This window comes from Pseudorhodoferax soli, assembly GCF_003337555.1.
In the GTDB taxonomy this organism is placed as follows: Bacteria; Pseudomonadota; Gammaproteobacteria; order Burkholderiales; family Burkholderiaceae_C; genus Pseudorhodoferax; species Pseudorhodoferax soli.
Map to the genome: position 1 here is coordinate 24,493 of NZ_QPJK01000005.1, position 21,707 is coordinate 46,199.

Genomic DNA, 21,707 nt, shown 5'->3' on the forward strand with positions numbered 1-21,707 from the left:
TCCGCGACGGAATAGGCGTGCCTACACTGCAGCCATGGACCGATTGATGACCATGCAGGTGTTCGTGCGCGTCGTGGAGACGGGCAGCTTCAGCAAGGCCGCGGCCGAGCTGGCCACCACCCAGCCCACGGCCACCAAGGCCGTGGCCGAGGCCGAGCGCCGGCTGGGCGCGCGCCTGCTGCACCGCAGCACGCGCGGCGTCACGCCGACCGAGGTGGGCCTGCTGTACTACGAGCGCTGCAAGGCCCTGGTGCGCGATGCCGACGAGGCCGACAGCGTGGCCGCGCTGGTGCAAGGCGGCGGCAGCGGCCTGCTGCGCATCAACACCTCGGTGGCCTTCGGCCGGCGCGTGCTGGTGCCGCTGGTGCTGCGCTACATGCAGGCGCATCCGCAGCTGCAGGTCGAGCTGTCCTTCGACGACCGCTACGTGAACCTGGTGGAGCAGGGCGTGGACCTGGCCGTGCGCATGGGCCGGCTGGCCGATTCCTCGCTCGGTGCACGCTACCTGGGCCGCAACCCCTGGATGCTGGCCGGTGCGCCGGCGTATCTCACGGCGCGCGGCACGCCGCAGCGCCCGGCCGACCTGGCCGGCCATGATTGCCTGGTCTACAGCAGCGTGCAGGGCGATGCGCGCTGGCCCTTTGTCACGCCCGCGGGCGAGGAGCTGGCCGTGCCCGTGCGTGCCACGCTCAAGTCCAACAACCTGTCGGCCCTGCTGGCGGCCTGCCGCGCCGGCATGGGGCTGGCGGTGCTGCCCTGGTACGTGGCCAACACCTCGCATGCAGACGGCAGCATCGTGCAGTTGCTGGCCGACCATGCGCTGCCCTCGCAGGAGGTGCACGCCGTCTTTCCCTCGCCCAAGCTGGTGCCTGCCAAGGTCACGGCCTTCATCGTCTGGCTGCAGCAGCAGCTGCAGGGCGAGTGGTGGGTCGCCGACCTGACACAGGGCGACTAGGGCGATTTCCACCCTTTCCTGTATTCAGATTTTTCGGCCGCCTTCTCGGCGCGGAGCCGCGCGCGCCAGAGAGGACACCGGCCCAATGGATACCCATTGGGCCATCCGGGACTTGCGTTGCCCTGAATTACTGTACACAATTAGACGCATAAATCGTCTTCAATCCATCATGCCCCGCAAGCCTGCCTCATCCCTGCGCCTGGTGGAACCGGTGCGCACGCCGCGCGATGCACCCAGCACGACGGACCAGATCGTCGAGTCCATCACGGGTGCCATCGTCGAGCAGCGCCTGATGCCCGGCACCAAGCTCGTTGAGCAGCAGATCGCCGACGTGTTCTCGGTCTCGCGCACGGTCGTGCGCCAGGCGCTGAACCAGCTCGCGCGCAGCCGGCTCGTCACGCTGCTGCCGGCGCGCGGTGCCTTCGTGGCCACGATGAGCGCGGAGGAGGCGCGCCAGGTGTTCGAGCTGCGCCGCCTGGTGGAAGGCGGCATGGCGCGCGAGCTGGCGGCCCGCATCACCGACGCGCAGATCGCCCAGCTGCGTGCGCACCTGCAGGACGAGCGCGACGCGGTCAAGCGGTCCGACGTGACCGGCCGCACCCGGCTGCTGGCCGACTTCCACGTGATCCTGGCGCGGCTGCTCGGCAACGAGGTGCTGGCCGAACTCATCGCCGACCTGCTCTCGCGCTCGCAGCTGATCGCCTTGATGTACCAGAGCGGCCACTCGGCCGAGCACTCGCAGTCCGAGCACATCGAGATCGTCCAGGCGCTGGAGAAGCGCGACGGCCGCGCCGCGGCCAAGCTCATGGAGCAGCACATCACCAGCGTCGAGCGCAACCTGCGGCTCGATCCCCGCAGCCCCGACCTGGCCGCTGTCCTGCGGCCCAAGACCTGAACCTGAAAGAACACACGTGACCATGGCCTCCTCCAGCGCCACCCCCCAGTACCCGCGCGACCTGCGCGGCTACGGCCGCAACCCGCCGCACGCGCAATGGCCCGGCCAGGCCCGCGTGGCCGTGCAGTTCGTGCTGAACTACGAGGAGGGCAGCGAGAACTCGGTGCTGCACGGCGATGCCGGCAGCGAGCAGTTCCTGTCCGAGATGTTCAACCCCAACGCCTATGCGGCCCGCCACATGAGCATGGAGGGCATCTACGAGTACGGCTCGCGCGTGGGCGTATGGCGACTGCTGCGCGAGTTCGAGAAGCGCGGCCTGCCGCTCACGGTGTTCGGCGTGTCGATGGCGCTGCAGCGCTGCCCCGAGGTCACCGCCGCCTTCGTCGAACTGGGTCACGAGATCGCCTGCCACGGCTGGCGCTGGATCCACTACCAGAACACCAGCGAGGCCAAGGAGCGCGAGCACATGCGCCTGGGCATGGAGGTGCTCGAACGCCTGACCGGCCAGCGTGCGCTGGGCTGGTACACCGGCCGCGACAGCCCCAACACGCGCCGCCTGGTGGCCGACTACGGCGGCTTCGAGTACGACAGCGACTACTACGGCGACGACCTGCCGTTCTGGCTGCAGGTGCGCAAGACCGACGAGAGCCTGGCGCCGCAGCTCGTCGTGCCCTACACGCTGGATTGCAACGACATGCGTTTCGCGCTCCCGCAGGGCTTCAGCCATGGCGACGAGTTCTTCGAGTACCTGCGCGACGCCTTCGACGTGCACTACGCCGAGGGCGACGAGCGGCCCTCGATGATGAGCATCGGCATGCACTGCCGCCTGCTCGGCCGACCCGGCCGCATGCGTGCGCTGCAGCGCTTCCTGGACCACGTGCAATCGCACGACCGGGTCTGGGTCACGCGCCGCATCGACATCGCACGCCACTGGAAGCAGGAGCATCCCTTCGATGCCAACACCGCCTTTGTCTGGGAATGAACATGCCGCTGACGCTGGAGCAACTCAACACCGCCACGCAGGCCGACTTCGTCGCCTTGCTGGAGGGCACCTACGAACATTCGCCCTGGGTGGCCGAGGGCGCCTGGGCCGCGCGGCCCTTCGCCTCGCTGGCTGCACTCAAGGCGGCGCTGGCCGGGTCGGTGCGCCGCGCCGGCCGCGACCTGCAGATGGCGCTGGTGCGCGCCCACCCCGAGCTGGCCGGCAAGGCCATGGCCAGCAACAGCCTGACGGCCGAATCGACCAACGAGCAGAGCAAGGCGGGCCTGACCAACTGCACGCCCGATGAGCTCGCGCTGATCGGCCGCCTGAACGCGCAGTACAACGCGCGCTTCGGCTTCCCGTTCATCATGCCGGTGCGCGGGCCGCGCGGCACCGGGCTGTCCAAGCAGCAGATCATCGCCACGGTGCAGCGCCGGCTGAACCACCACCCGGACTACGAGTTCGCCGAGGCGCTGCGCGCGATCCACCGCATCGCCGAAATCCGGCTGGACGACAAGTTCGGCCAGGCGCCCGTGCTGGGCAACCTGGTGTGGGACTGGTCGGAGCAGTTGGCCGCCCACTCCGACCCCGGCTATGCCGAGCGCGGCGAACTCACGGTCACCTATCTGACCGACGCGCACCGCGCCTGCGCCGCGCAGCTGGCCGCCTGGATGCGCGAGGACTGCGGCTTCGACGAGGTCGGCATCGACGCCGTCGGCAACGTGGTCGGCATCTACCACGGCACGGACCGCGATGCACCACGGCTGCTGACCGGCAGCCACTACGACACCGTGCGCAATGGCGGCAAGTACGACGGCCGCCTCGGCATCCTGGTGCCCATGGCCTGCGTGCGCGAACTGCACCGCGCCGGCCGCCGCCTGCCCTACGGCTTCGAGGTCGTCGGCTTCGCGGAGGAAGAGGGCCAGCGCTACAAAGCCGTGTTCCTCGGCTCGGGCGCGCTGACGGGCGACTTCGACCCGAACTGGCTCGACCAGCAGGACGCCGACGGCATCACCATGCGCGCAGCCATCGCCAACGCCGGCCTGCGCGTGGAGGACATCGCGGGCCTCCAGCGCGACCCGGCCCGGTACCAGGGCTTCGTGGAAGTCCACATCGAGCAGGGCCCGGTGCTCAACGAGATGGACCTGCCGCTGGGCATCGTGACCTCGATCAACGGCAGCGTGCGCTACGTGGGCGAAGTCATCGGCATGGCCAGCCACGCCGGCACCACGCCGATGGACCGGCGCCGCGATGCCGCCGCCGCCGTGGCCGAGCTGGTGCTGTTCATGGAAAAGCGCGCCGCGGCCGAGCCGCACCTGGTCGCCACGGTGGGCATGCTCGAGGTGCCGAGCGGCTCCATCAACGTGGTGCCTGGCCGCTGCAAGTTCAGCCTGGACATCCGCGCCACCACCAACGAAGCGCGCGACGCCTGCGAGCGCGACGTGCTGGCCGAGCTGCAGGCCATCTGCGAGCGCCGCGGCGTGCACCACCAGGTCGAGCAGACGATGCGCGCGTCGGCGGCACCCAGCGCGGCAGCCTGGCAACAGCGCTGGGAGCAGGCCGTGCAGGCCCTGGGCCTGCCGCTGTACCGCATGCCCAGCGGGGCCGGCCACGACGCCATGAAGCTGCATGAGCGCATGCCCCAGGCCATGCTGTTCGTGCGTGGCGAGAACGCCGGCATCAGCCACAACCCGCTGGAATCGACCACCAACCACGACATGGAACTCAGCGTGCGCGCGTTCCAGACCCTTCTCGACCAACTCGCGAGCGAACAAGCATGACCACGACGACCACCACCTACGACGCCATCGACCGCTGGGTCGATGCGCACTTCGACGAGCAGGTGCGCTTCCTGCAGGCCCTGGTGCAGGTGCCGACCGACACGCCGCCCGGCAACAACACGCCGCATGCCCAGCGCACGGCCGCACTGCTCAAGGACTTCGGCTTCGAGGCGCAGGCGCACGAGGTGCCGGCCGCCACCGTGCAGGCCCATGGCCTGGAGTCCATCACCAACCTCGTGGTGCAGCGCCGCTACGGCAAGGGCGGCCGCGTCGTGGCCCTGAATGCCCACGGCGACGTGGTGCCACCCGGCGAAGGCTGGACGCAGAAGCCCTACGGCGGCGAGGTCGTGGACGGCAAGCTCTACGGCCGCGCCGCGGCCGTCAGCAAGTGCGATTTCTCCACCTTCAGCTTTGCCACGCGCGCGCTGGAGGCGGCCGGCGTGCCGCTGGCCGGCGGTGTCGATCTGCTGTTCACCTACGACGAGGAATTCGGTGGCGAACTCGGCCCGCAATGGCTGCTGGACAAAGGCATCACCCGCCCGGACCTGGAGATCGCCGCCGGCTTCAGCTACCAGGTGGTCACCGCCCACAACGGCTGCCTGCAGCTGGAGGTCACGGTGCACGGCAAGATGGGCCATGCCGCCGTGCCCGAGACCGCGGTGGATGCCCTGCAGGCCGCCAACCGCATCCTGACGGCGCTGTACGCGGAGAACGGCGAGCTGCGCAAGACCAAGAGCGCGGTCGAGGGCATCAACCACGGCTACATCAACGTGGGCCAGATCAACGGCGGCACCAACACCAACGTGGTGCCCGGCAAGGTCGTGCTCAAGGTGGACCGCCGCATGATTCCCGAGGAAGACCCGGTGGCGGTCGAGGCCCGGCTGCGCCAGCTGATCGTGCAGGCGGCCGAAGGGCAGGCCGGCATCACGGTGGAGATCAAGCGCCTGCTGATGGCCCATGCCATGAAGCCGCTGGCCGGCAATGCGCCCCTGGTCGAGTCGCTGTGCAGCCATGCCACGGCCCTGTTCGGCGAGCCCGTGAAGGCCTCGGGCACGCCGCTGTACACCGATGCGCGCCTGTTCAGCGAGCGCGGCATCCCGGCCGTGATCTACGGCGCCGGCCCGCGCACCGTGCTCGAGTCCAACGCCAAGCGCGCCGACGAGCACATCGTGCTGGAAGACCTGCGCCGCGCCACCAAGGTGGTGGCGCGCACGCTGTTCGATCTGCTCAAGGCGTGATCCACATCAAGGCCCGGCCGCTGCGCCGGTCCTAGAGTCTGCTCCACAGCTTCCAACGAAACCCGAGAGGACAAGACATGCGCATCCCACGCAATACCCTGGCGCTGCTCGCCGCCTGTGTGCTGGCCGGCCCGGCGCTGGCCGCCGGCCCCTGCGAGGCCGAGATCGACGGCACCGACGCCATGCAGTTCAGCAAGGCCACGCTGGCCGTGCCGGCCAGCTGCAAGCAGTTCAAGCTCACGCTCAAGCACGTGGGCAAGCTGCCCAAGGCCGCCATGGGCCACAACTGGGTGTTGAGCAAGACGGCCGACATGGCCGGCGTGGCCAGCGATGGCATCGCCGCCGGCCTGCCCAACGACTACCTCAAGCCCGGCGATGCGCGCGTGCTCGCCGCGACCAAGGTCATCGGCGGCGGCGAGAGTGCCTCGGTCAGCTTCGACGTGGCCAAGCTCAAGGCCGCCGAGGCCTACAGCTACTTCTGCTCGTTCCCCGGCCACTCGGCCATCATGAAGGGCACGCTGACGCTGGCGAAGTAGGCCGGGCTTCCTTCTGCACAAGCGGTTGCGGGCCTGGCCCGCAGCCGCTTTATCTTTTGGGGGCTCGCACGCCGGCGCATAAGCTTGCGCGAAAAGCTTCGTTGGGTTGCGGCGCGGTGCTTCGAACAATGGCCTGCTGCGCGCCCAGCACCGCCGCCGGCGGTGGCGGCGCGCCAGGAGCCCGCATGTCCGATCTCTCACCGCTGTCCGATGCCGCGCTGGACCGCCTGTTCCGCCAGGCCCGCACGGTGCACGCCTTCCAGCCCGTGGCCGTCTCCGACGCCACGCTGCACCAGCTGTACGACCTGCTGAAGTGGGGCCCCACGGCCTTCAACGCCCAGCCTGCGCGCTATGTGTTCGTGCGCAGCGCCCAGGCCAAGGCGAGCTTGTTGCCCTTCGACGAAGCCGCGAGGATCGTGTGATGACGCAGCGCAAACTGCGCCTGGGCGCCTTCATCATGGCCACCGGCCACCACATCGCGGCCTGGCGCCATCCAGGGTCCCAGATCGACTCGGGCGTCAACATCGACCACTACATCGAAGTCGCGCAGACGGCCGAGCGCGGCCTGTTCGACCAGGTCTTCGTGGCCGACAGCCCGGGCATCGGCTTCCGCGGCGACGAGGAGGCGCTGCGCCGCCAGGGCCGCGTGTCCTACTTCGAACCTGTCACGCTGTGGGCGGCGTTGTCGGCGGTGACGAAGCACATCGGCTTCGTCGCGACGGCCTCCACGACCTACGAAGACCCCTACCTGCTGGCGCGCAAGTTCGCCTCGCTGGACCACATCAGCAAGGGCCGCGCGGCCTGGAACGTAGTGACCACCAGCGCCGACAACGTCCACGGCAACTTCGGCCTCGATGCCCACCCGGATCCGGCCCTGCGCTATGAGCGCGCGCACGAGTTCGTCCAGGTGGTCAAAGGCCTGTGGGACAGCTTCGAGGACGACGCCTTCGTGCGCGATGGGGGCTCGGGCGTCTACTTCGATCCAGCCAAGCTGCATGCGCTCAACCACGTGGGCAAGCACTTCAAGGTGAAGGGGCCGCTGAACCTGGAACGCCCGCCCCAGGGCTACCCGGTGATCTTGCAGGCCGGCTCGTCGGAGGACGGCAAGGAGCTGGCCGCCGCCACGGCCGAGGCCATCTTCACGGCCTGGACCAGCCTGGCCGAGGCGCAGGCCTTCTACCGCGACGTCAAGGGCCGCATGGCGCGGTACGGCCGCAGGCCTGAGCAGCTGCTGGTGCTGCCCGGCATCTCGCCCGTGGTCGGCCGCACCGAGGAGGAAGCCCGGGCCAAGTGGGCCGAGCTGCAATCCCTGATCCATCCTTCGGTGGGCCTGGCCGCGATCGCGCCGTTCTGGCCTGGCGAAGACCTGAGCCGCTGGGACCTGGACGCGCCGCCGCCGTACATCCCCGAGGCGCCCAAGGGCATCCAGAGCCGCGCCCAGGTGGTGCTGGAGCTCGCGCGGCGCGAGGGTTTCACCGTCCGCCAGCTCTACGAATACCTGGCCGGCGCACGTGGCCACTGGGTGGTGGTGGGCACGCCCGTGCAGATCGCCGACCGCATGCAGGAATGGTTCGAGAACGGCGCGGCCGACGGCTTCAACGTCATGCCGCCGGTGCTGCCGGCCTCGCTCAACGAGTTCGTCGACCTAGTGGTGCCCGAACTGCAGCGGCGCGGGTTGTTCCGCACTGCCTACGAAGGCCGCACGCTGCGCGAGAACCTGGGGCTCGAACGGCCGGGCAACGCGTTCGCGCAGGGGCAGCGCCAGGCCGCCTGAGCGCGGCGGCTAGGCGGCGACGCCCGCCGCCTGCGCGCGGATCCAGCGCCGGAACGCCGTGAGCGGCGGGTACCAGGCCCGGTTGGCGGCGCAGGCCAGGTAGTAGCGCCCGGCGCTGCGGCTGCGCACGTCGACGGCCGGCACCAGGGTGCCGCGCGCCAGTTCTTCCTGGAACAGGAACTCCGGCAGCAGGGCCACGCCCAACCCGGCCGCAGCCGCCTGCATCGCCGTGGCGAACTGGTCGGTGCTCATGCCCGCGTCGCCGCCGAACACCAGGCCCTGGGCGCCGAACCAATCCGCCCAGGCCTGCGGCCGCGAGGACAGGTGCAGCAGCGGCGCGGCCAGCAGCTCGGCCGGCGCCGCGAAGCCGTGCTGCGCCTTCAGTGCACGCGAGCAGGCCGGCACCACGGTTTCCTCGAACAGGAAATCGAGCTCGGCGCGCGGCCATTCGGGCGCGCCGTAGTGCAGGGCGGCGTCCACGCCGTCGGTCTCCATGTTGAAGGGCTCCAGCCGCGTGACGAGGTTCAGCGTCACGCCAGGGTTCTTCTGCGTGAAGTCGGGCAACAGCGGGGCCAGCCAGCGCGTGCCCATGGTGGGCAGGATGGCCAGGGTGAGCGTGCCGGCGTCGGGGCTGGCCTTCAGGCGCAGCGTCGCCTGCGAGATGGCGCGCAGGGCCTGGCGCAGCTCGTTGGCATAGGCCTCGCCGGCCGGGGTCAGGCGCACCGTCTGGCGTTCGCGCGCGAACAGCTCGACGCCAACGATGTCCTCGAGCGCGCGGATCTGCCGGCTCACCGCACTTTGCGTCAGGCTCAACTCCTCGGCGGCCGCCGTGAACTTCTGCAGCCGGGCGCAGGCCTCGAAGGCCACCAGCAGTCCCATGGAGGGGAGGTATTTCCGTGCGTGCATGAACTCGTGTGCGCCACCGACACCAGGCAAAGGCCCTCGCGGAGCGGCCCTGGAGAGGGAAAACAGCGGTACTGCGCGCGATTCTAGCCAGCGCCGGCCTACGTGTTTCCCGCAATGGTTCATTCCGTTTACGAATGAAGTTCTTCCGAAACATTGATTGATCTCAAGACCGCTTGTCGGAAACATCCGTGTCTTTTCGGCGCGCCCGCTGGGCGATGCCACCGATTCCCGGAGAGCCTCCCGATGACCCGTTCCCGCCTGACCAAGACCTCCACGCGCAAGCAGTTCCTCGCCACGCTGGCGCTGCTGGCCACCAGCCTCGCCGCCCCGGCCTTCGCCCAGGGCGACTACCCGAACAAGCCGATCAAGCTGGTGGTGCCGTTCTCGCCGGGTGGCAACACCGATGTGATCGCGCGCATGCTGGCGCAGGGCCTGGCCGAGCAGCTGGGCCAGCCGGTGATCGTGGAGAACCTGGCCGGTGCCAACGGTTCCATCGGCGCCAGCCGCGTGACGAGCGCGCCCAACGACGGCTACACGCTGCTCTTCGGCACGGCCGGCACCCAAGCCATCAACCAGAGCCTGTACCGCAACCTGGGCGAGAAGAACCTGGGCGACTACGCCTACATCGCGCTCGTGACCAGCATCCCCAACGTGCTGGTGGTCAACGAGAGCAAGACGCCCGTGCGCACCGTGGCCGAGTTCGTCGCTGCCGAGCGCAAGCGCGGCGCGGGCCTGAGCTACGGCTCCCCGGGCACGGGCTCGACCGTGCACCTGTCCGGCGAGTTGTTCAAGACCGCCACCAAGCTGGACCTGCTGCATGTGCCCTACAAGGGCAGCGCGCCGGCGCTGACCGACCTCATGGGCGGGCAGATCGACTTCATCTTCGAGAACGTCACGCCGGCCTTGCCGTTCGTGCAGTCGGGCAAGCTGCGCGCGCTGGCGGTGACCTCGGCCGAGCGCCTGCCGGCCCTGCCGAACGTGCCCACGATGAGGGAGAGCGGCTACCCCGACTTCGTGACTGCGACCTGGAACGGCGTGCTGGCGCCCAAGGGCACGGCACCTGCCATCGTCCAGCGGCTGCAGGACGCCACGCTCAAGGTGGCCGGCAGCGCCGACTTCAAGACCCGCGTGACGGCGCTGGGCGGCGAGGTGCGCCTGCTCGAGTCCGCCGCGTTCCGCGACTTCACGCGCACCGAGTACCAGCACTGGGGCGCCATCATCAAGAACGCCGGCGTGACGGTGCAATGAGCAGTGTGATCGAGACACTGGCCGGCATCGTCGGCGCGGCCCATGTGCTGCGCGGCGAGGACGCATCGGGCTACGAGCAGGACTGGCGCCGGCGCGCCCAGGGCCGCGCGCTCTGCGTGGTGCGCCCCGGCTCCACGCAGGAGGTTGCGGCCGTGGTGCAGGCCTGTGCGGCCGCGCGCGTGGCCATCGTGCCGCAGGGCGGCAACACCGGCCTGGTGGCCGGCTCCGTGCCCGACGGCACGAGCACGCAGGTGGTGCTGAGCCTGCGCCGCATGGCGGCCGTGCGCGCCGTCGATCCGCACAACATGACCATCACGGTGGAGGCCGGCTGCATCCTGCAGACGCTGCAGGAGACGGCGGATGCGGCGGGCTTCCTGTTCCCGCTGAGCCTGGGCGCCGAGGGCAGCTGCACCATCGGCGGCAACCTGGCCACCAATGCCGGCGGCACCCAGGTGGTGCGCTACGGCAATGCGCGCGAGCTGTGCCTGGGCGTGGAGGTCGTCACGGCCCAGGGGCAGGTGTGGGACGGCCTGGCGGGCCTGCGCAAGGACAACACCGGCTACGACCTGCGCGACCTCATCGTCGGCAGCGAGGGCACGCTGGGCATCATCACGGCCGCCACGCTGCGGCTATACCCCAAGCCGGCCGCGCAGCTGACGGCCTGGGCGGCCGTGCCTTCGCTGGAGGACGCCAACCGCCTGCTGGGCCTGGCGCACCAGCAGCTGGCGGCCGGGCTCACGGGCTTCGAACTCATGAACCAGTTCGCGCTGGGCCTGGTGGACCGGCACTACCCGCAGCTGCGCGTGCCGATGTGGCGCGAGCAGCCCTGGTGCGTGCTGCTGGAAATCTCCGACCATGAATCGGAAGCGCATGCGCGCGGCCTGTTCGAGCGGCTGCTGGAAACCGCGTTCGAGCAGGGCATCGTGGCCGACGCCATCGTCGCCGAGAGCATCAAGCAGGCGCACGACCTCTGGCATATCCGCGAGAGCATCACGCTGGCCCAGGTCGAGGAGGGCTTCAACATCAAGCACGACATCTCGATCCCGGTCTCGCGCATTCCGGACTTCGTGCGGGCGGCGGATGCCGCGCTCACCCAGGCGGTGCCGGGCGTGCGCTTCGTCAACTTCGGCCACCTGGGCGACGGCAACCTGCACTACAACATCCAGGCCCCGGCCGAGGGCGATTCCAGGGCCTTCGTGCAGCAGCACGAGGAGCAGATCACGGGCATCGTCTACGACACCGTCAGCGCCTTCGGCGGCTCGATCTCGGCCGAGCACGGCATCGGCGAGCTCAAGCGCCACAAGCTGCCGCTGCACAAGTCGCCCGTGGCGCTGGACCTCATGCGCGCGGTCAAGACCGCCTTCGATCCGCTGGACATCCTGAACCCGGGCCGTGTGCTGGCACCGCAGGGCTGATCCGCAGACTTCCTCCATCTCCACGTTCCATCCCCATGCCCACGTTTGCCAGTTCGGACCAGATCCGCGACCAGTTCTCCCGCGCCATGTCGGCCATGTACAAGACCGAGGTGCCGCAGTACGGCACCTTGCTCGACCTGGTCGCGGACATCAACCGCGCCACGCTTGCTGACGACGGCGCGCTGCGTGCCCAGCTCGAGACCGCCGACGAGCTGCGCCGCCTGGACGTGGAGCGCCATGGCGCGATCCGCCTGGGCACGGCCCGTGAGCTGGCCGACATGCGGCGCATCTTCCGCGTCATGGGCATGCACCCGGTGGGCTACTACGACCTCTCGGTGGCCGGGGTGCCCGTGCACGCCACGGCATTCCGCCCCGTGGACGACGCGGCGCTGCGCACCAATCCGTTCCGCGTCTTCACCTCGCTGCTGCGCCTGGAACTGATCGCCGACCCGGCGCTGCGCGAGGAGGCCCAGGCCATCCTGGCCCGGCGCGCGATCTTCACGCCGCGTGCTCTGGCACTGACGGCGCTGGCCGAAGAGGCCGGCGGCCTCACCAAGGCGCAGGCGGCCGAATTCGTGCAGGAGGTGACGCAGACCTTCCGCTGGCACAGCGAGGCCACCGTGAGCCACGCGCGCTACCGCCAGCTGCATGCGGCGCACCGCCTGGTGGCCGACGTGGTCTCGTTCAAGGGCCCGCACATCAACCACCTGACGCCGCGCACGCTGGACATCGACGCGGCCCAGGCCGAGATGCCGCGCCGCGGCATCGCCGCCAAGGAGGTGGTGGAAGGCCCGCCGCGCCGCAAGCACGCCATCCTGCTGCGCCAGACCAGCTTCAAGGCGCTGGAGGAACCCATCGTCTTCGCCGACGACGGCGCCGATGGCTCGCACTCGGCCCGCTTCGGCGAGATCGAGCAGCGCGGCATGGCGCTCACGCGGGCTGGCCGTGCGCTGTACGACGAGCTGCTGGCCGGTGTGCGCTCGATGCAGGGGGCGGGCAGCGCCTCGGCCGACTACAGCGAGCGCCTGGCCGCGGCCTTCCGCGATTTCCCGGACGATCTGGACCAACTGCTGGAGCGCGGCCTGGCCTTCTTCCGCTGGCGCGTGCTGGATGCCGACGGCCTGGCCCGCGTGGCCGCCAGCGGCGCCCCGTTCGACCTGCAGGCGCTGCGCGCAAAGGGCCTGGTGGCGGCCAGCCCCATCGTCTACGAAGACTTCCTGCCCGTCAGCGCGGCCGGCATCTTCCAGTCCAACCTGGGCGGGGCCGAGCAGAAGAGCTACGCGGCCAACGCGGCGCAGGAGGCCTTCGAGGCCGCGCTGGGCGCCCCGGTGGCCGACGAGATCGCGCTGTACGCGCAGAGCCAGCAGGCCTCCATCGACACCGTGCGCGCGCAGTACCAGGCGGCAGTGCTCAGCCGCTGACGGCGACCTGGTTGCGGCCCTTGCGCTTGGCCTCGTAGAGGGCAGCGTCGGCGGCCTTGAGCAACGCCGGCTCGGTGTCCTGCTGCCCGGGCACCATGGCCGCCACGCCCAGGCTGATGGTGACCTTGCCGGCCACCACGGCCGCGTGCGGGATGTCCATTGCGGCCACGGCGGTGCGCGCCGCTTCGGCCACCATGGTGGCGCCCAGCAGATCGGTCTGCGGCAGCAGCAGCACCATTTCCTCGCCGCCGTAGCGCGCGACGAAGTCCTCGGGCCGCTGCACCGTGGCACGCAGCGCCGCTGCCACGCGGCGCAGGCACTCGTCGCCTTCCACGTGGCCGTAAAGGTCGTTGTATTTCTTGAAGTCGTCGACATCGACCATGACCACGGCCAGCGTGCCGCCGTCGCGCTGGGCCTGGCGGAACACGCGCGCGAAGCGCCTGTCGAAGTAGCGCCGGTTGGGCAGGCGGGTCATGTCGTCGATGCGGGCAAGCGCCGCCAACTGCTCGTTGGCCTGCGTCAGCGCATCGCGTGCATCGCGCAGGCCGGCTTCGGCCTGCTGGCGTTGTGCCATGGTGCGGCGCGTGTAGGCGCCGGCGCGCTGCAGCAGCAGGCACAGGAATGCGACCCAGACCGTCTGCAGCGTCGAGTTGATGCGCCAGTTGGCCAGCACCTGGCTTTTGCTGGCCGCCACCGTGACCTGCAGCGGATAGTTGCGCGCATGCTCGAAGCTGATCAACCGCACCACGCCGTCCAGCGGCGAGCGCGCATCGACCGTGCCGGAGCGGTGCGTCGCCAGGAAGGTGGTGACGTCCGAGGGCGGCAGCGGCTTGCCGATGTCGGCATCGATGGAGGGGTTGCGCGCCACCATGCGGCCCGCCGCGGTCAGCAGGATCGCGCCTTCGCCGACGTCGAAGCGCTCCAGCACACCGCGCAGGTGCGGCACGCTCAGCGTGGCCAGTGCCACGCCGGCGAACTCGCCGTCGATGCCGTTGAGCCGGCGCGAGACGGGCACGATCCACTCGCCTGACGAGCGGCTCAGGATCGGCGGGCTGACCAAGGTCGACGCGCTCGGGTTGTGCTGGTGGTGGATGAAGTAGGCGCGGTCGGCGTTGCTCCAGGCCGGGTCCCATTGCGGCACCGATGTGGCGACCCAGGCGCCGCGCGCGTTGTAGACGAACAAGCCCTTGATCTGCTCCGTGCGGGCCACGTGGTTGACGAGCAGCGGCTGCATCGGCTCGAGGGCGGCCGGCGAGAGATCCGTGCGCTCGAGCTCGTAGACCAGGCCGTCCAGGATGTGGTCGGCCTCGGAGACCGCTGCTTCCATGCGCTCGGTCACGGCCCGCGCGAGGTTGGTGCTGGCCAGTTGCGCCTGGGCGATGGCATGGGCGCGCGCATCGATGATGAGCCAGACGTTGGTAGCCAGCAGCGCCAGGCAGACGAAGACCACCAGCCAGCGCGCACGCCGGATGGGGTCGCGTGCCGGTGCGGGGGCGTCCGGCGGCTGGCCCAGCGGGGCAAGGTCGCTGAAGCCCGATGGCGGGCCCGCGCGGACTTGCGATGGTGGATGAGCGCCTGGTGGGGTGGACATGTCCGGTGCTGCGCAGAGGAGGCACCATTGACCGAAGCCGCAGGAGTTGCCGCCGGGGTCGGAATTCGCTCGCTCAGCGCGCGCTGGTTTGCATGTTAGCGCACAGAAAATGTAGCAAGTGAACGGGGGGAGTTGTGGGCCGCCTGCGTGCAGGGCTTTGCGTGCGCCGTTCGTCTTGCGAACAGCACCACCTGTTCATGGATTCTCTTGTTCGTCAAGGTGAGCAGATAAGTTCGTGGAATAGTTGGCGTTCGTTCAGAAGGCGCAACCAGATACTGCGCCCCCATGGAAATCGCGCCCGGAATCATGGCGGTCATCGCCCGCAGCAGCCACGAAGCCAATGTGGGGGTGGTTGTGCACGTGGTGCGCCGCTACCAGGTGCAGGCGGCACTGCCGCCGGGGCGGGCATCGGGCTGGTGGTTGATCACCTCGCGCACGCCGCTGATCGCCTTCACTGCCGACCTGCCCGAATGTGCCCTGTGGTCGCCCGACGGGAAGGAACTGCTGGCGCACAACGACGACCTGCTGGCCCTGCGTGGCCACGACGGCGAGCCCATGCGCTGGCGCCGGGCCCGGATCAGCGACAACGATCCGTCCAAGCTCCGCAAGGCTGCCCCGCGCGGCGGCCCCAGGCTCGGGCGCTAGCCTGGCCCGTGCGGGTGCCGCGCTGGGGTGCGCGGCGCCGCTTCATGCCTGCAAGGGGTCGTAGCGGGAAACCACCCACGGCCGTCCGGAAGATTCCTTGGGTTCCCTGTGTCCTTCGGCCTCGGCCTGCGCGCTGGCGAGCTCGGCCAGCGGGGCCAGCACGGGGGCGAGGGCGTCGACCTCCTCGAAGGCCTTCACCGCCAGCAGCAGAAAGGCCGGTGTCAGGCGGCCCGCATCGTGCAGCTGGATCAGATGGGCGATCAGGTCGAAGGCCAGGTCGTCCAGTTCGGCCGGCACGGCGATGGTGCCGAGCAGGCTTTGACAACGTTCGAGGCGGGCGCGGATGTCGGGACTCTGCATGTGGCCAGTGAATGTATGCGCCTGTGCGCCGGCGGGTCTGGCGCGGGCCCGCCTGCGGTCGCCCCGGTGCCACCGTTGGGCGTGGCGCCCCGGGCGCAACCGGGCCGGCCGGTGCCACAAGCCCATGGGAAGCCTCCAGGAGGCAGGGCCCTTCAGCGCAGCCGCACCCAGCGCAGCTCGATGGTGTCGCTGGGCCACTGCACCGCCTGCACGTTCTTCGCCAGCGCCCAGGTCAGCGTGCGCCGGTAGAGCGGCACCAGCGGCAACTCCTCGTGCACCAGCCGCAGCACGGTGGTCACGAGCGCGCGGCGGCGCGTCGGGTCGGTCTCCACGCGGATCTGGTCGATCAGCGCGTCGAGCCGCGGATTGCTGTAGCGGCCGGCGTTGAAGCTGCCCAGGCCACTCGGGTCGTGGCTGCGCAGCAGGGCGTTCAGCGACAGGTAGGGGTCCATGCCGGGCGTCCAGCCGAATTCCATGAAGCTGCCCTGGCCCTGGCTCAGCTTGGGAAAGAACACGGTGGAGACGCTGGTGCGCAGCCGGGTCCGGATGCCCACCTGCGTGAGCATCGCCGCCATGGCCTGGCAGACGTTTTCGCGCCAGGCCACGTTGACGCAGTCCAGCGTGACCGAGAACCCGTCGGGATAGCCGGCCTCGGCCAGCCGCTGGCGCGCCAGTGCCGGGTCGTAGGGCAGGCGCCGGTCCAGTTCGGCCGGCGAGCCGTCCAGCAGCGGCGACAGGAAGGCGCCGGTGGCCTGGGCCTGGCCGCGCAGCACCTTGTCGACGATCAGCGGCATGTTCAGCGCGTGGTAGACGGCCTGGCGCACGCGCAGGTCCTTGAAGGGGTTGCGGCCCTTGACATCGCTGTCCTGCAATTCGTCGCGCGACTGGTCGAAGGCGAGGTACTGCTGGCCCAGGTCCGCGGTGCTGAGCAGGTTCAGGCGGGCGTCGCTGCGCAGCCGGGCGATGTCCTGGTAGGGTGGGTCGAGCACGGCATCCACCTCGCCCGAGGACAGCGCTGCCAGGCGCGTGGCGTCGGACTTGATCACCACGAACTGCGCCTGCTCCACGTTGCCGCTGCGGCGGTCCTGCCAGCCCCAATGGCCGGCAAAGCGCTCCAGCGTCGTGCGCGCATCGGGCTCGTAGCGCAAGAGGCGGAAGGGCCCTGTGCCGTTGGCATTGCGCACGGCGAAGGTTTCCTGCCTGGCGTTGAAGTCCTGCGCGGCCACCACGCCGCGCTGCTCGCACCACGCCTTGTTCATCATGGCCACGCCGAAGAGCTTCTCGGGCAGCAAGGCGTCGGGTGCGTCGAGTTCGATCTCGATGGCCAGCGGGTCCAGCACGCGCACGGCGCGCACCCCGCGCAACTGGAAGCTGCGCAGCGAAGGCGGCGCCATCGCACGCTCCAGCGAGAACTTGGCATCGATGGCCGTGAACGCGGCGCCATCATGGAAGCGCACGCCCGGCCGCAACCGGAACTGCCAGCGCGTGGAGGCGGTGGCCTGCCAGGACAGCGCCAGTGCAGGCTCCAGCCGGTAGTGCTCGTCGCGGTGGACCAGCGCGTCGTAGATCTGGGTGCTCACCCGCGCGTGGTACAGCAGCGCCAGCGCGTGCGGGTCCATGGTTTGCGGATCGAAGGCCGAAGCCACGCGCAGCGTCGCCGCCGGGGCGGGGCCCATGCACAGCAGCACGCACAGGGCCAGCTGCCAGGTGCGCAGCCGCTGCATCCCCGGTCCGTCCCGGAACGTGCGGTGGGCGCCTTGGAACGGCAAGAGCATGCCGACGTGGTGTTGGAACCGTGTGGGGGCCACGCCAGACACCCGTCCGACGCCTTGCCGGAGACCTTGCAAGTGCATGTTGTAGAGGCCTGTTTGGTGGCCTGCCCGGAGGGGATCGAACCCGGTCCCGGGCGCCTCTCTACAGAGGAAGAGTTGCCGTGTATCAGCGCTGGGATGCGTCAAAAGTGACACACCGGCAACGATCATAGCGCGACGCACGAAGCGCGGATATCACGCATCCTCTGGAGCGCGATCAGAAGCCCGGGCCTTTGCTGCAAGTTCTTCCCTCGCACGTGCGAAGTCCGCCAAGTAAGCACGAACACCAAACTTTGCGCTGGTGTCCGATCCTCCGACCATGCCCGCGGCATCTACGCGCTCTATCAAGTCGACTTGCCCCTCGGGCCAACTGCTGAACGCGACTACGACTGCCGCTGATCGTGGCTCAATGCCGTTGCCAGAAAGTGGCCCATAGCGCCCTGGGCCTGCGTAGTAGTGAGGAAAGGCCAAAGTTTGATGGTTGAGCGCAAGATAGAACTGATGGCGCCAGAACTCAGCCTGCTCTGCATGCACAGTGCGGTATGTGTCCGTTTTGATCTGGGCTACCAAGTAATCGTGGCGAAGGAGATGGCGTGCGCAGGTCAGCCAGTTCAAGCGATCAGCAGGTGGAGGAATAGTTTTTCCCTCCTCCGTGAGGGCGTCGTATGCCCACTTGAGAGACATCCGCGCTTGGGCAGTCAGTTCTTTGTCTGCGTCACGCACACCATTTGCACGATAGGCCAAGTAAGCAAGAAAGGCGGATACCGGCGTACCCGCCGAAATCAGAACCTTCAACCACTCCATAATGATTTCGCAGGTCATGGAACTCGAAAGTAGTTGGGGGGAAGGCGCCGAATGTATCCGCGCTATGTCCTAGTCAACTGCCACCCCGAGGCCTCCACGGCCTCCCAGGACACCACGCGCCAATTGCCCTTCACGAAGCCCTTGGACTTGTCGATCCGCTCCAGGCACGGGGACCACGCCATGCGCACGCCATACCCGTGATAGATCGGCTTGCCGGTCACTGGGCAGGCCCTGGGGATCACGATGTCTTTCGCCTTGATGTCCGATTCCCGACCGTGCTTGCGATCCCGGCGTCGAGCATCGGACGCCATGCGAACCCGGGCGTCTTCCCAGCGGTGCTGACGCTGGTACTCGATGATTCCGCGGCGCTTTGCTTGGTAGTAGTCCTGGGCGCACGCCCTGCACCTGTTGGTCAAACCGTTGAACCTGCGGCGGTTCACATGAAACTCGCTGGAGGGCTTGAGCCACCCGCAAACGTTGCATGTCGCCTCGGCTGCGGTGGTCTTGGGTACTTCGCGCCTCAATGCGCCCACGTCCTTCATGCACTCGATGCAGCGGCTGTGCAGGCCCTTCCGGGTCAAGGGGTTTGCGTAGAACGCGGCGGCCGGCTTCAGGATCTGGCAGCGCGTGCAGGTTGCTTCGGTGACGCTGCCAGGCGCGGGGGTGCGGGGGGTCACTGGGAGACCTTGGGGGTCTTGGGGGCGCCGGGAGTCGTTGCGAGCCGCTGGGCCTTCAGCCGGGCGCGATACCGCCGGACCTGCTCTTTCGCTTTCTCGGGGTCGCGACGGTATGCCGCGCGGCGTGCCCCCATGTAGCACTCTTTGCAGCTCGGAAAGTAGCCAGTGCCGTTGCTATAGAAGTCGGCCAGCGCCTTTGACTTGCCGCAGGCCCTACAGCACTTGTTAGTGAAGATCATTGTTTGTTTTGCGTAAAAACAGACGCACGCATACGCGCGCATCCGCAATTGAAGTCAGCAGGGGCCCGCAAAGGCCCCCAGAAGCCACGCAGGCCGCACGGTGGGCCCAGGGTCACCCCAAGACCTCCCAGCCCCTCCAGGCCGCTTTGTGCAGCCCCGGGCCACATGTCCGAAATCGACCGTCTTAGGGCATGCCTGGAATGCATGTTCAAAAAGTAGCTTGTTCTACTTCTGGACATGCATCACAATTCGGACTCCCATTTCGTACAGGAGCCCCAGCGTGTCCCGTGTCTTCGCCTATTGCCGTGTGTCCACCTCGGACCAGACCACCGAAAACCAGCTACAGGAGATCGCTGCGGCCGGCTTTGCGATCCAAGCGTCCCGGGCGATCACAGAGACCGTCAGCGGGTCCGTAGCGGCCTCAGAGCGCCCAGGCTTCGGCAAGCTGCTGGACAAGATGGAGGCCGGGGACATGCTGGTCGTGACCAAGCTGGACCGCCTGGGACGGAACGCGATGGACGTCCGGGGGACCGTCGAGGCCTTGGGGGGGCTTGGCATCCGCGTGCACTGTCTGGCCCTTGGCGGGATGGACCTGTGCAGCCCAGCGGGCCGCATGACCATGGGCGTTATCGCAGCGGTCGCCGAGTTTGAGCGGGATCTACTGATCGAACGGACGCAGGCGGGTCTGACCCGCGCGAAGGCTGAAGGGAAGACCTTGGGCCGGCCGTCGTCGCTGACGTCCGCCCAGGTACGCGAGGTGCGCGAAGGCATTGCACGCGGTCAGACCGTGGCTGCGCTGGCACGGGCCATGAACACCAGCCGACAGACCATCATGCGGGCCCGAGACAGCGCGGACAGCTAGGGGAGCCCTGCGACCCCACAGAGCCGGCCTTGCGCCGGCTTTTTCGCGCCTGGGTGGCCAGGGGGGCCCCGGGGGCCCATGGGGGGAGTTCGCGCGGCTTCGCGGGCACAGGAGGTCCCGCGAATTTTTCAGGGGGAAAATTGGACCGCGTGTCAGCGTAGCGACGTGACTCCGGGAATCGGCGGCGCGGCTGGAGGAGTCGGGCTCACATCGGGCAGGCCCACGCCCGAGCACTTCCCAGTAGCGGCGTTGTAGGTGACACGGCCCGGTCGGCGGGCTAGGCCGCCGAGCAACCGACAGCCAGCGGGGAGGTAGTCCATAACGCCTAGGCCCTCGGGGCCCTCATAGAGCGCGTCGGCGCTCTCATCATCTTGTGCAACTTGCAGGCTGTTGCCGCGGACACGTACAGCGTAGTACATGAGTGTTCTTTCAATCGGTGGCGGACCTCAGGCCCGCCGGGTTTCTCAGTGCCCGCCCCGTCGCTCCAAGCGCATGCGCTCGGGCCTCAGGTCTAGGCAGTCTTCCATGTGGATCACGTCGCCATCCTGGGCACCCAGGATCAACGCGGCCACGCTATAGGTGTGGTCCTTGATCGGCTTGCGGCCGGGCCCCAGGGCATACGCGCGGACTTCGCCGTCTTCGTAGACCCAGCGTGTCCCGGTCAAACCATAGGCACCCACCAAGCGGTGGTGATCGCTGGTGCGCAGCATCACGCGCATACTTGGATGCCCCTCGACAGACACATGCGCGGTCCCGTCCGGGTCGTGCCGAGTGCCGAAGGCGGCCGCGTACGTGCGCCCATTGAGCGCACGCGGGGCGAGCGCCCCGTAATTGCGGCTCAGAGTTGCATAGCCACCCATCAGCGGCCACCTACGCGGAAACGCACGTCCCGACTGCCTGGGCCCACGACCGTGACACGCTCTGCGTTGTCCAAGGTCTGATCCGCCATGGCTCCAGCTTCGTCAACGCGTCGCGCCCATTGGCCCTGCGTCATGGTCGTGTTCGGGGTCGCCACGAACTGCAGCGCACCCGTGATGCGGCTTTGACGGAAGCCACTGGGCTGCACGGGGTTACCGTTGGAATCGAAGTGCATCAGGCGTTCCTCGGCAGGCTCTTGTGTTGCTGCGTGGGATTCAGCGGGTGCTCGGGGTGCCTCGGGTCGTCCTTGGTGATCGTGCCCGGGCGCAAGGGCGCAGGGGCGGAACTGGACGTGCAACCCATACCGAACTGAATGCGGGACAGGTGGTCATGCTCCAGGCGGACCATGATGGGCGCGAAATCGCCGCCGGTCTCCAGGACCGTGCGCAGACCTCGGAGATCCTCGCTGAGCCGTTCATGTGCGGCCGGCAAGCTGGCAAGCATCTGGACCACGAGGTCTAGGGCCTGCGGCTTGGTTAGGGCCATGGCTTGAACGCCGAGCACCAGCGAGCGAAGCGGATCAGCGATGGCCTTTGCTTCCAGGTACCTTGCGGCCTCGGGCGTGTCCGCGTAGATCGGACCGGACTCGGTCTCGATGGTCGGGGCGCCTTTGTCGGCGACGGTGGAAATCTTGAACATGCTGGGCGCC

The 21,707-nt window shown here is 68.8% G+C and carries 21 protein-coding genes and 1 pseudogene; 13 read left to right on the plus strand and 9 right to left on the minus strand.

What is annotated here, in order from left to right; translation table 11 throughout:
- Positions 1 to 34: 34 nt before the first annotated feature.
- The 8 genes and pseudogenes from DES41_RS18010 to DES41_RS18045 all read left to right on the plus strand — a co-directional run bounded on the left by DES41_RS18010 (position 35) and on the right by DES41_RS18045 (position 8,161).
- Positions 35 to 955 carry a LysR family transcriptional regulator gene (locus tag DES41_RS18010; protein WP_114469062.1) on the plus strand — a complete coding sequence of 307 codons (921 nt, stop codon included), beginning with the start codon at positions 35 to 37 and terminating at the stop codon, positions 953 to 955.
- A gap of 169 nt (positions 956 to 1,124) precedes the next feature.
- Positions 1,125 to 1,850: a GntR family transcriptional regulator gene (locus DES41_RS18015; protein WP_114469063.1), complete on the plus strand. Its 726-nt coding sequence runs from the start codon at positions 1,125 to 1,127 to the stop codon at positions 1,848 to 1,850.
- 22 nt (positions 1,851 to 1,872) lie between these two features.
- The gene (gene puuE, locus DES41_RS18020) at positions 1,873 to 2,832 is read left to right on the plus strand and encodes an allantoinase PuuE (protein ID WP_114469514.1); all 960 of its coding nucleotides are present in this window, start codon (positions 1,873 to 1,875) and stop codon (positions 2,830 to 2,832) included.
- Between the two features lie 2 nt (positions 2,833 to 2,834).
- On the plus strand, positions 2,835 to 4,613 hold the full coding sequence (gene uraD, locus DES41_RS18025; protein WP_114469515.1) for a 2-oxo-4-hydroxy-4-carboxy-5-ureidoimidazoline decarboxylase: 1,779 nt from the start codon (positions 2,835 to 2,837) through the stop codon (positions 4,611 to 4,613).
- Positions 4,610 to 5,851 (plus strand): M20/M25/M40 family metallo-hydrolase, encoded by a 1,242-nt coding sequence (locus DES41_RS18030; RefSeq protein ID WP_114469064.1) that lies wholly within the window; start codon positions 4,610 to 4,612, stop codon positions 5,849 to 5,851. Before uraD ends, DES41_RS18030 begins: the two co-directional genes overlap by 4 nt.
- Before the next feature lie 77 nt (positions 5,852 to 5,928).
- A complete protein-coding gene (gene azu / locus DES41_RS18035; protein WP_114469065.1) occupies positions 5,929 to 6,387 on the plus strand; it encodes an azurin in 459 nt (152 codons plus the stop codon).
- A 185-nt stretch (positions 6,388 to 6,572) separates the two neighbouring features.
- Positions 6,573 to 6,782, plus strand: a pseudogene (locus DES41_RS18040) (nitroreductase family protein); the annotation flags it as partial.
- 26 nt (positions 6,783 to 6,808) lie between these two features.
- Positions 6,809 to 8,161: an LLM class flavin-dependent oxidoreductase gene (locus DES41_RS18045; RefSeq protein ID WP_211333005.1), complete on the plus strand. Its 1,353-nt coding sequence runs from the start codon at positions 6,809 to 6,811 to the stop codon at positions 8,159 to 8,161.
- A 9-nt stretch (positions 8,162 to 8,170) separates the two neighbouring features.
- Here DES41_RS18045 and DES41_RS18050 read toward each other — a convergent pair whose 3' ends face one another.
- Entirely contained in the window at positions 8,171 to 9,067 is an 897-nt protein-coding gene (locus DES41_RS18050) for a LysR substrate-binding domain-containing protein (protein WP_245965770.1), read from the minus strand.
- A gap of 243 nt (positions 9,068 to 9,310) precedes the next feature.
- Here DES41_RS18050 and DES41_RS18055 point away from each other — a divergent pair, with 243 nt between their 5' ends.
- Genes DES41_RS18055 through hglS form a run of 3 tightly spaced genes read left to right on the plus strand, consistent with a single transcriptional unit; the run spans position 9,311 to position 13,151 of the window.
- Positions 9,311 to 10,315, plus strand: a complete 1,005-nt coding sequence (locus DES41_RS18055; protein WP_245965771.1) for a Bug family tripartite tricarboxylate transporter substrate binding protein — start codon at positions 9,311 to 9,313, stop codon at positions 10,313 to 10,315.
- Complete coding sequence (locus tag DES41_RS18060) at positions 10,312 to 11,730, plus strand: FAD-binding oxidoreductase (protein ID WP_114469069.1); 1,419 nt, start codon at positions 10,312 to 10,314, stop codon at positions 11,728 to 11,730. Before DES41_RS18055 ends, DES41_RS18060 begins: the two co-directional genes overlap by 4 nt.
- 35 nt (positions 11,731 to 11,765) lie before the next feature.
- On the plus strand, positions 11,766 to 13,151 hold the full coding sequence (gene hglS, locus DES41_RS18065; protein ID WP_114469070.1) for a 2-oxoadipate dioxygenase/decarboxylase HglS: 1,386 nt from the start codon (positions 11,766 to 11,768) through the stop codon (positions 13,149 to 13,151).
- On the opposite strand, the gene DES41_RS18070 is transcribed toward hglS, so the two are convergent.
- Entirely contained in the window at positions 13,141 to 14,742 is a 1,602-nt protein-coding gene (locus DES41_RS18070; RefSeq protein WP_114469071.1) for a sensor domain-containing diguanylate cyclase, read from the minus strand. The genes hglS and DES41_RS18070 overlap by 11 nt on opposite strands.
- Before the next feature lie 285 nt (positions 14,743 to 15,027).
- Between DES41_RS18070 and DES41_RS18075 the strand changes: the two genes are divergently transcribed.
- Complete coding sequence (locus DES41_RS18075; protein ID WP_114469072.1) at positions 15,028 to 15,387, plus strand: hypothetical protein; 360 nt, start codon at positions 15,028 to 15,030, stop codon at positions 15,385 to 15,387.
- A gap of 42 nt (positions 15,388 to 15,429) precedes the next feature.
- On the opposite strand, the gene DES41_RS18080 is transcribed toward DES41_RS18075, so the two are convergent.
- The 4 genes from DES41_RS18080 to DES41_RS18095 all read right to left on the minus strand — a co-directional run bounded on the left by DES41_RS18080 (position 15,430) and on the right by DES41_RS18095 (position 19,039).
- Entirely contained in the window at positions 15,430 to 15,747 is a 318-nt protein-coding gene (locus tag DES41_RS18080) for a hypothetical protein (protein WP_114469073.1), read from the minus strand.
- Positions 15,748 to 15,899: 152 nt separating this feature from the next.
- Positions 15,900 to 17,522: an ABC transporter substrate-binding protein gene (locus DES41_RS18085; protein ID WP_114469074.1), complete on the minus strand. Its 1,623-nt coding sequence runs from the start codon at positions 17,520 to 17,522 to the stop codon at positions 15,900 to 15,902.
- Positions 17,523 to 17,753: 231 nt separating this feature from the next.
- Positions 17,754 to 18,380 (minus strand): hypothetical protein, encoded by a 627-nt coding sequence (locus DES41_RS37815; RefSeq protein WP_147282881.1) that lies wholly within the window; start codon positions 18,378 to 18,380, stop codon positions 17,754 to 17,756.
- 44 nt (positions 18,381 to 18,424) lie between these two features.
- Entirely contained in the window at positions 18,425 to 19,039 is a 615-nt protein-coding gene (locus tag DES41_RS18095) for a hypothetical protein (protein ID WP_147282882.1), read from the minus strand.
- Between the two features lie 519 nt (positions 19,040 to 19,558).
- Between DES41_RS18095 and DES41_RS18100 the strand changes: the two genes are divergently transcribed.
- Positions 19,559 to 20,140 (plus strand): recombinase family protein, encoded by a 582-nt coding sequence (locus tag DES41_RS18100; RefSeq protein ID WP_114469517.1) that lies wholly within the window; start codon positions 19,559 to 19,561, stop codon positions 20,138 to 20,140.
- A 464-nt stretch (positions 20,141 to 20,604) separates the two neighbouring features.
- Here the strand turns inward: DES41_RS18100 and DES41_RS18105 are convergent, their stop codons facing one another.
- From DES41_RS18105 to DES41_RS18115, 3 genes are read right to left on the minus strand one after another with little or no spacing between them, the layout of a single operon-like run.
- Positions 20,605 to 21,000 (minus strand): hypothetical protein, encoded by a 396-nt coding sequence (locus DES41_RS18105; RefSeq protein WP_114469076.1) that lies wholly within the window; start codon positions 20,998 to 21,000, stop codon positions 20,605 to 20,607.
- Positions 21,000 to 21,233, minus strand: a complete 234-nt coding sequence (locus DES41_RS18110) for a hypothetical protein (RefSeq protein WP_114469077.1) — start codon at positions 21,231 to 21,233, stop codon at positions 21,000 to 21,002. The genes DES41_RS18105 and DES41_RS18110 overlap by 1 nt, the downstream gene beginning before the upstream one ends.
- A complete protein-coding gene (locus tag DES41_RS18115; protein WP_114469078.1) occupies positions 21,233 to 21,697 on the minus strand; it encodes a hypothetical protein in 465 nt (154 codons plus the stop codon). Before DES41_RS18115 ends, DES41_RS18110 begins: the two co-directional genes overlap by 1 nt.
- Between the last annotated feature and the right edge of the window lie 10 nt (positions 21,698 to 21,707).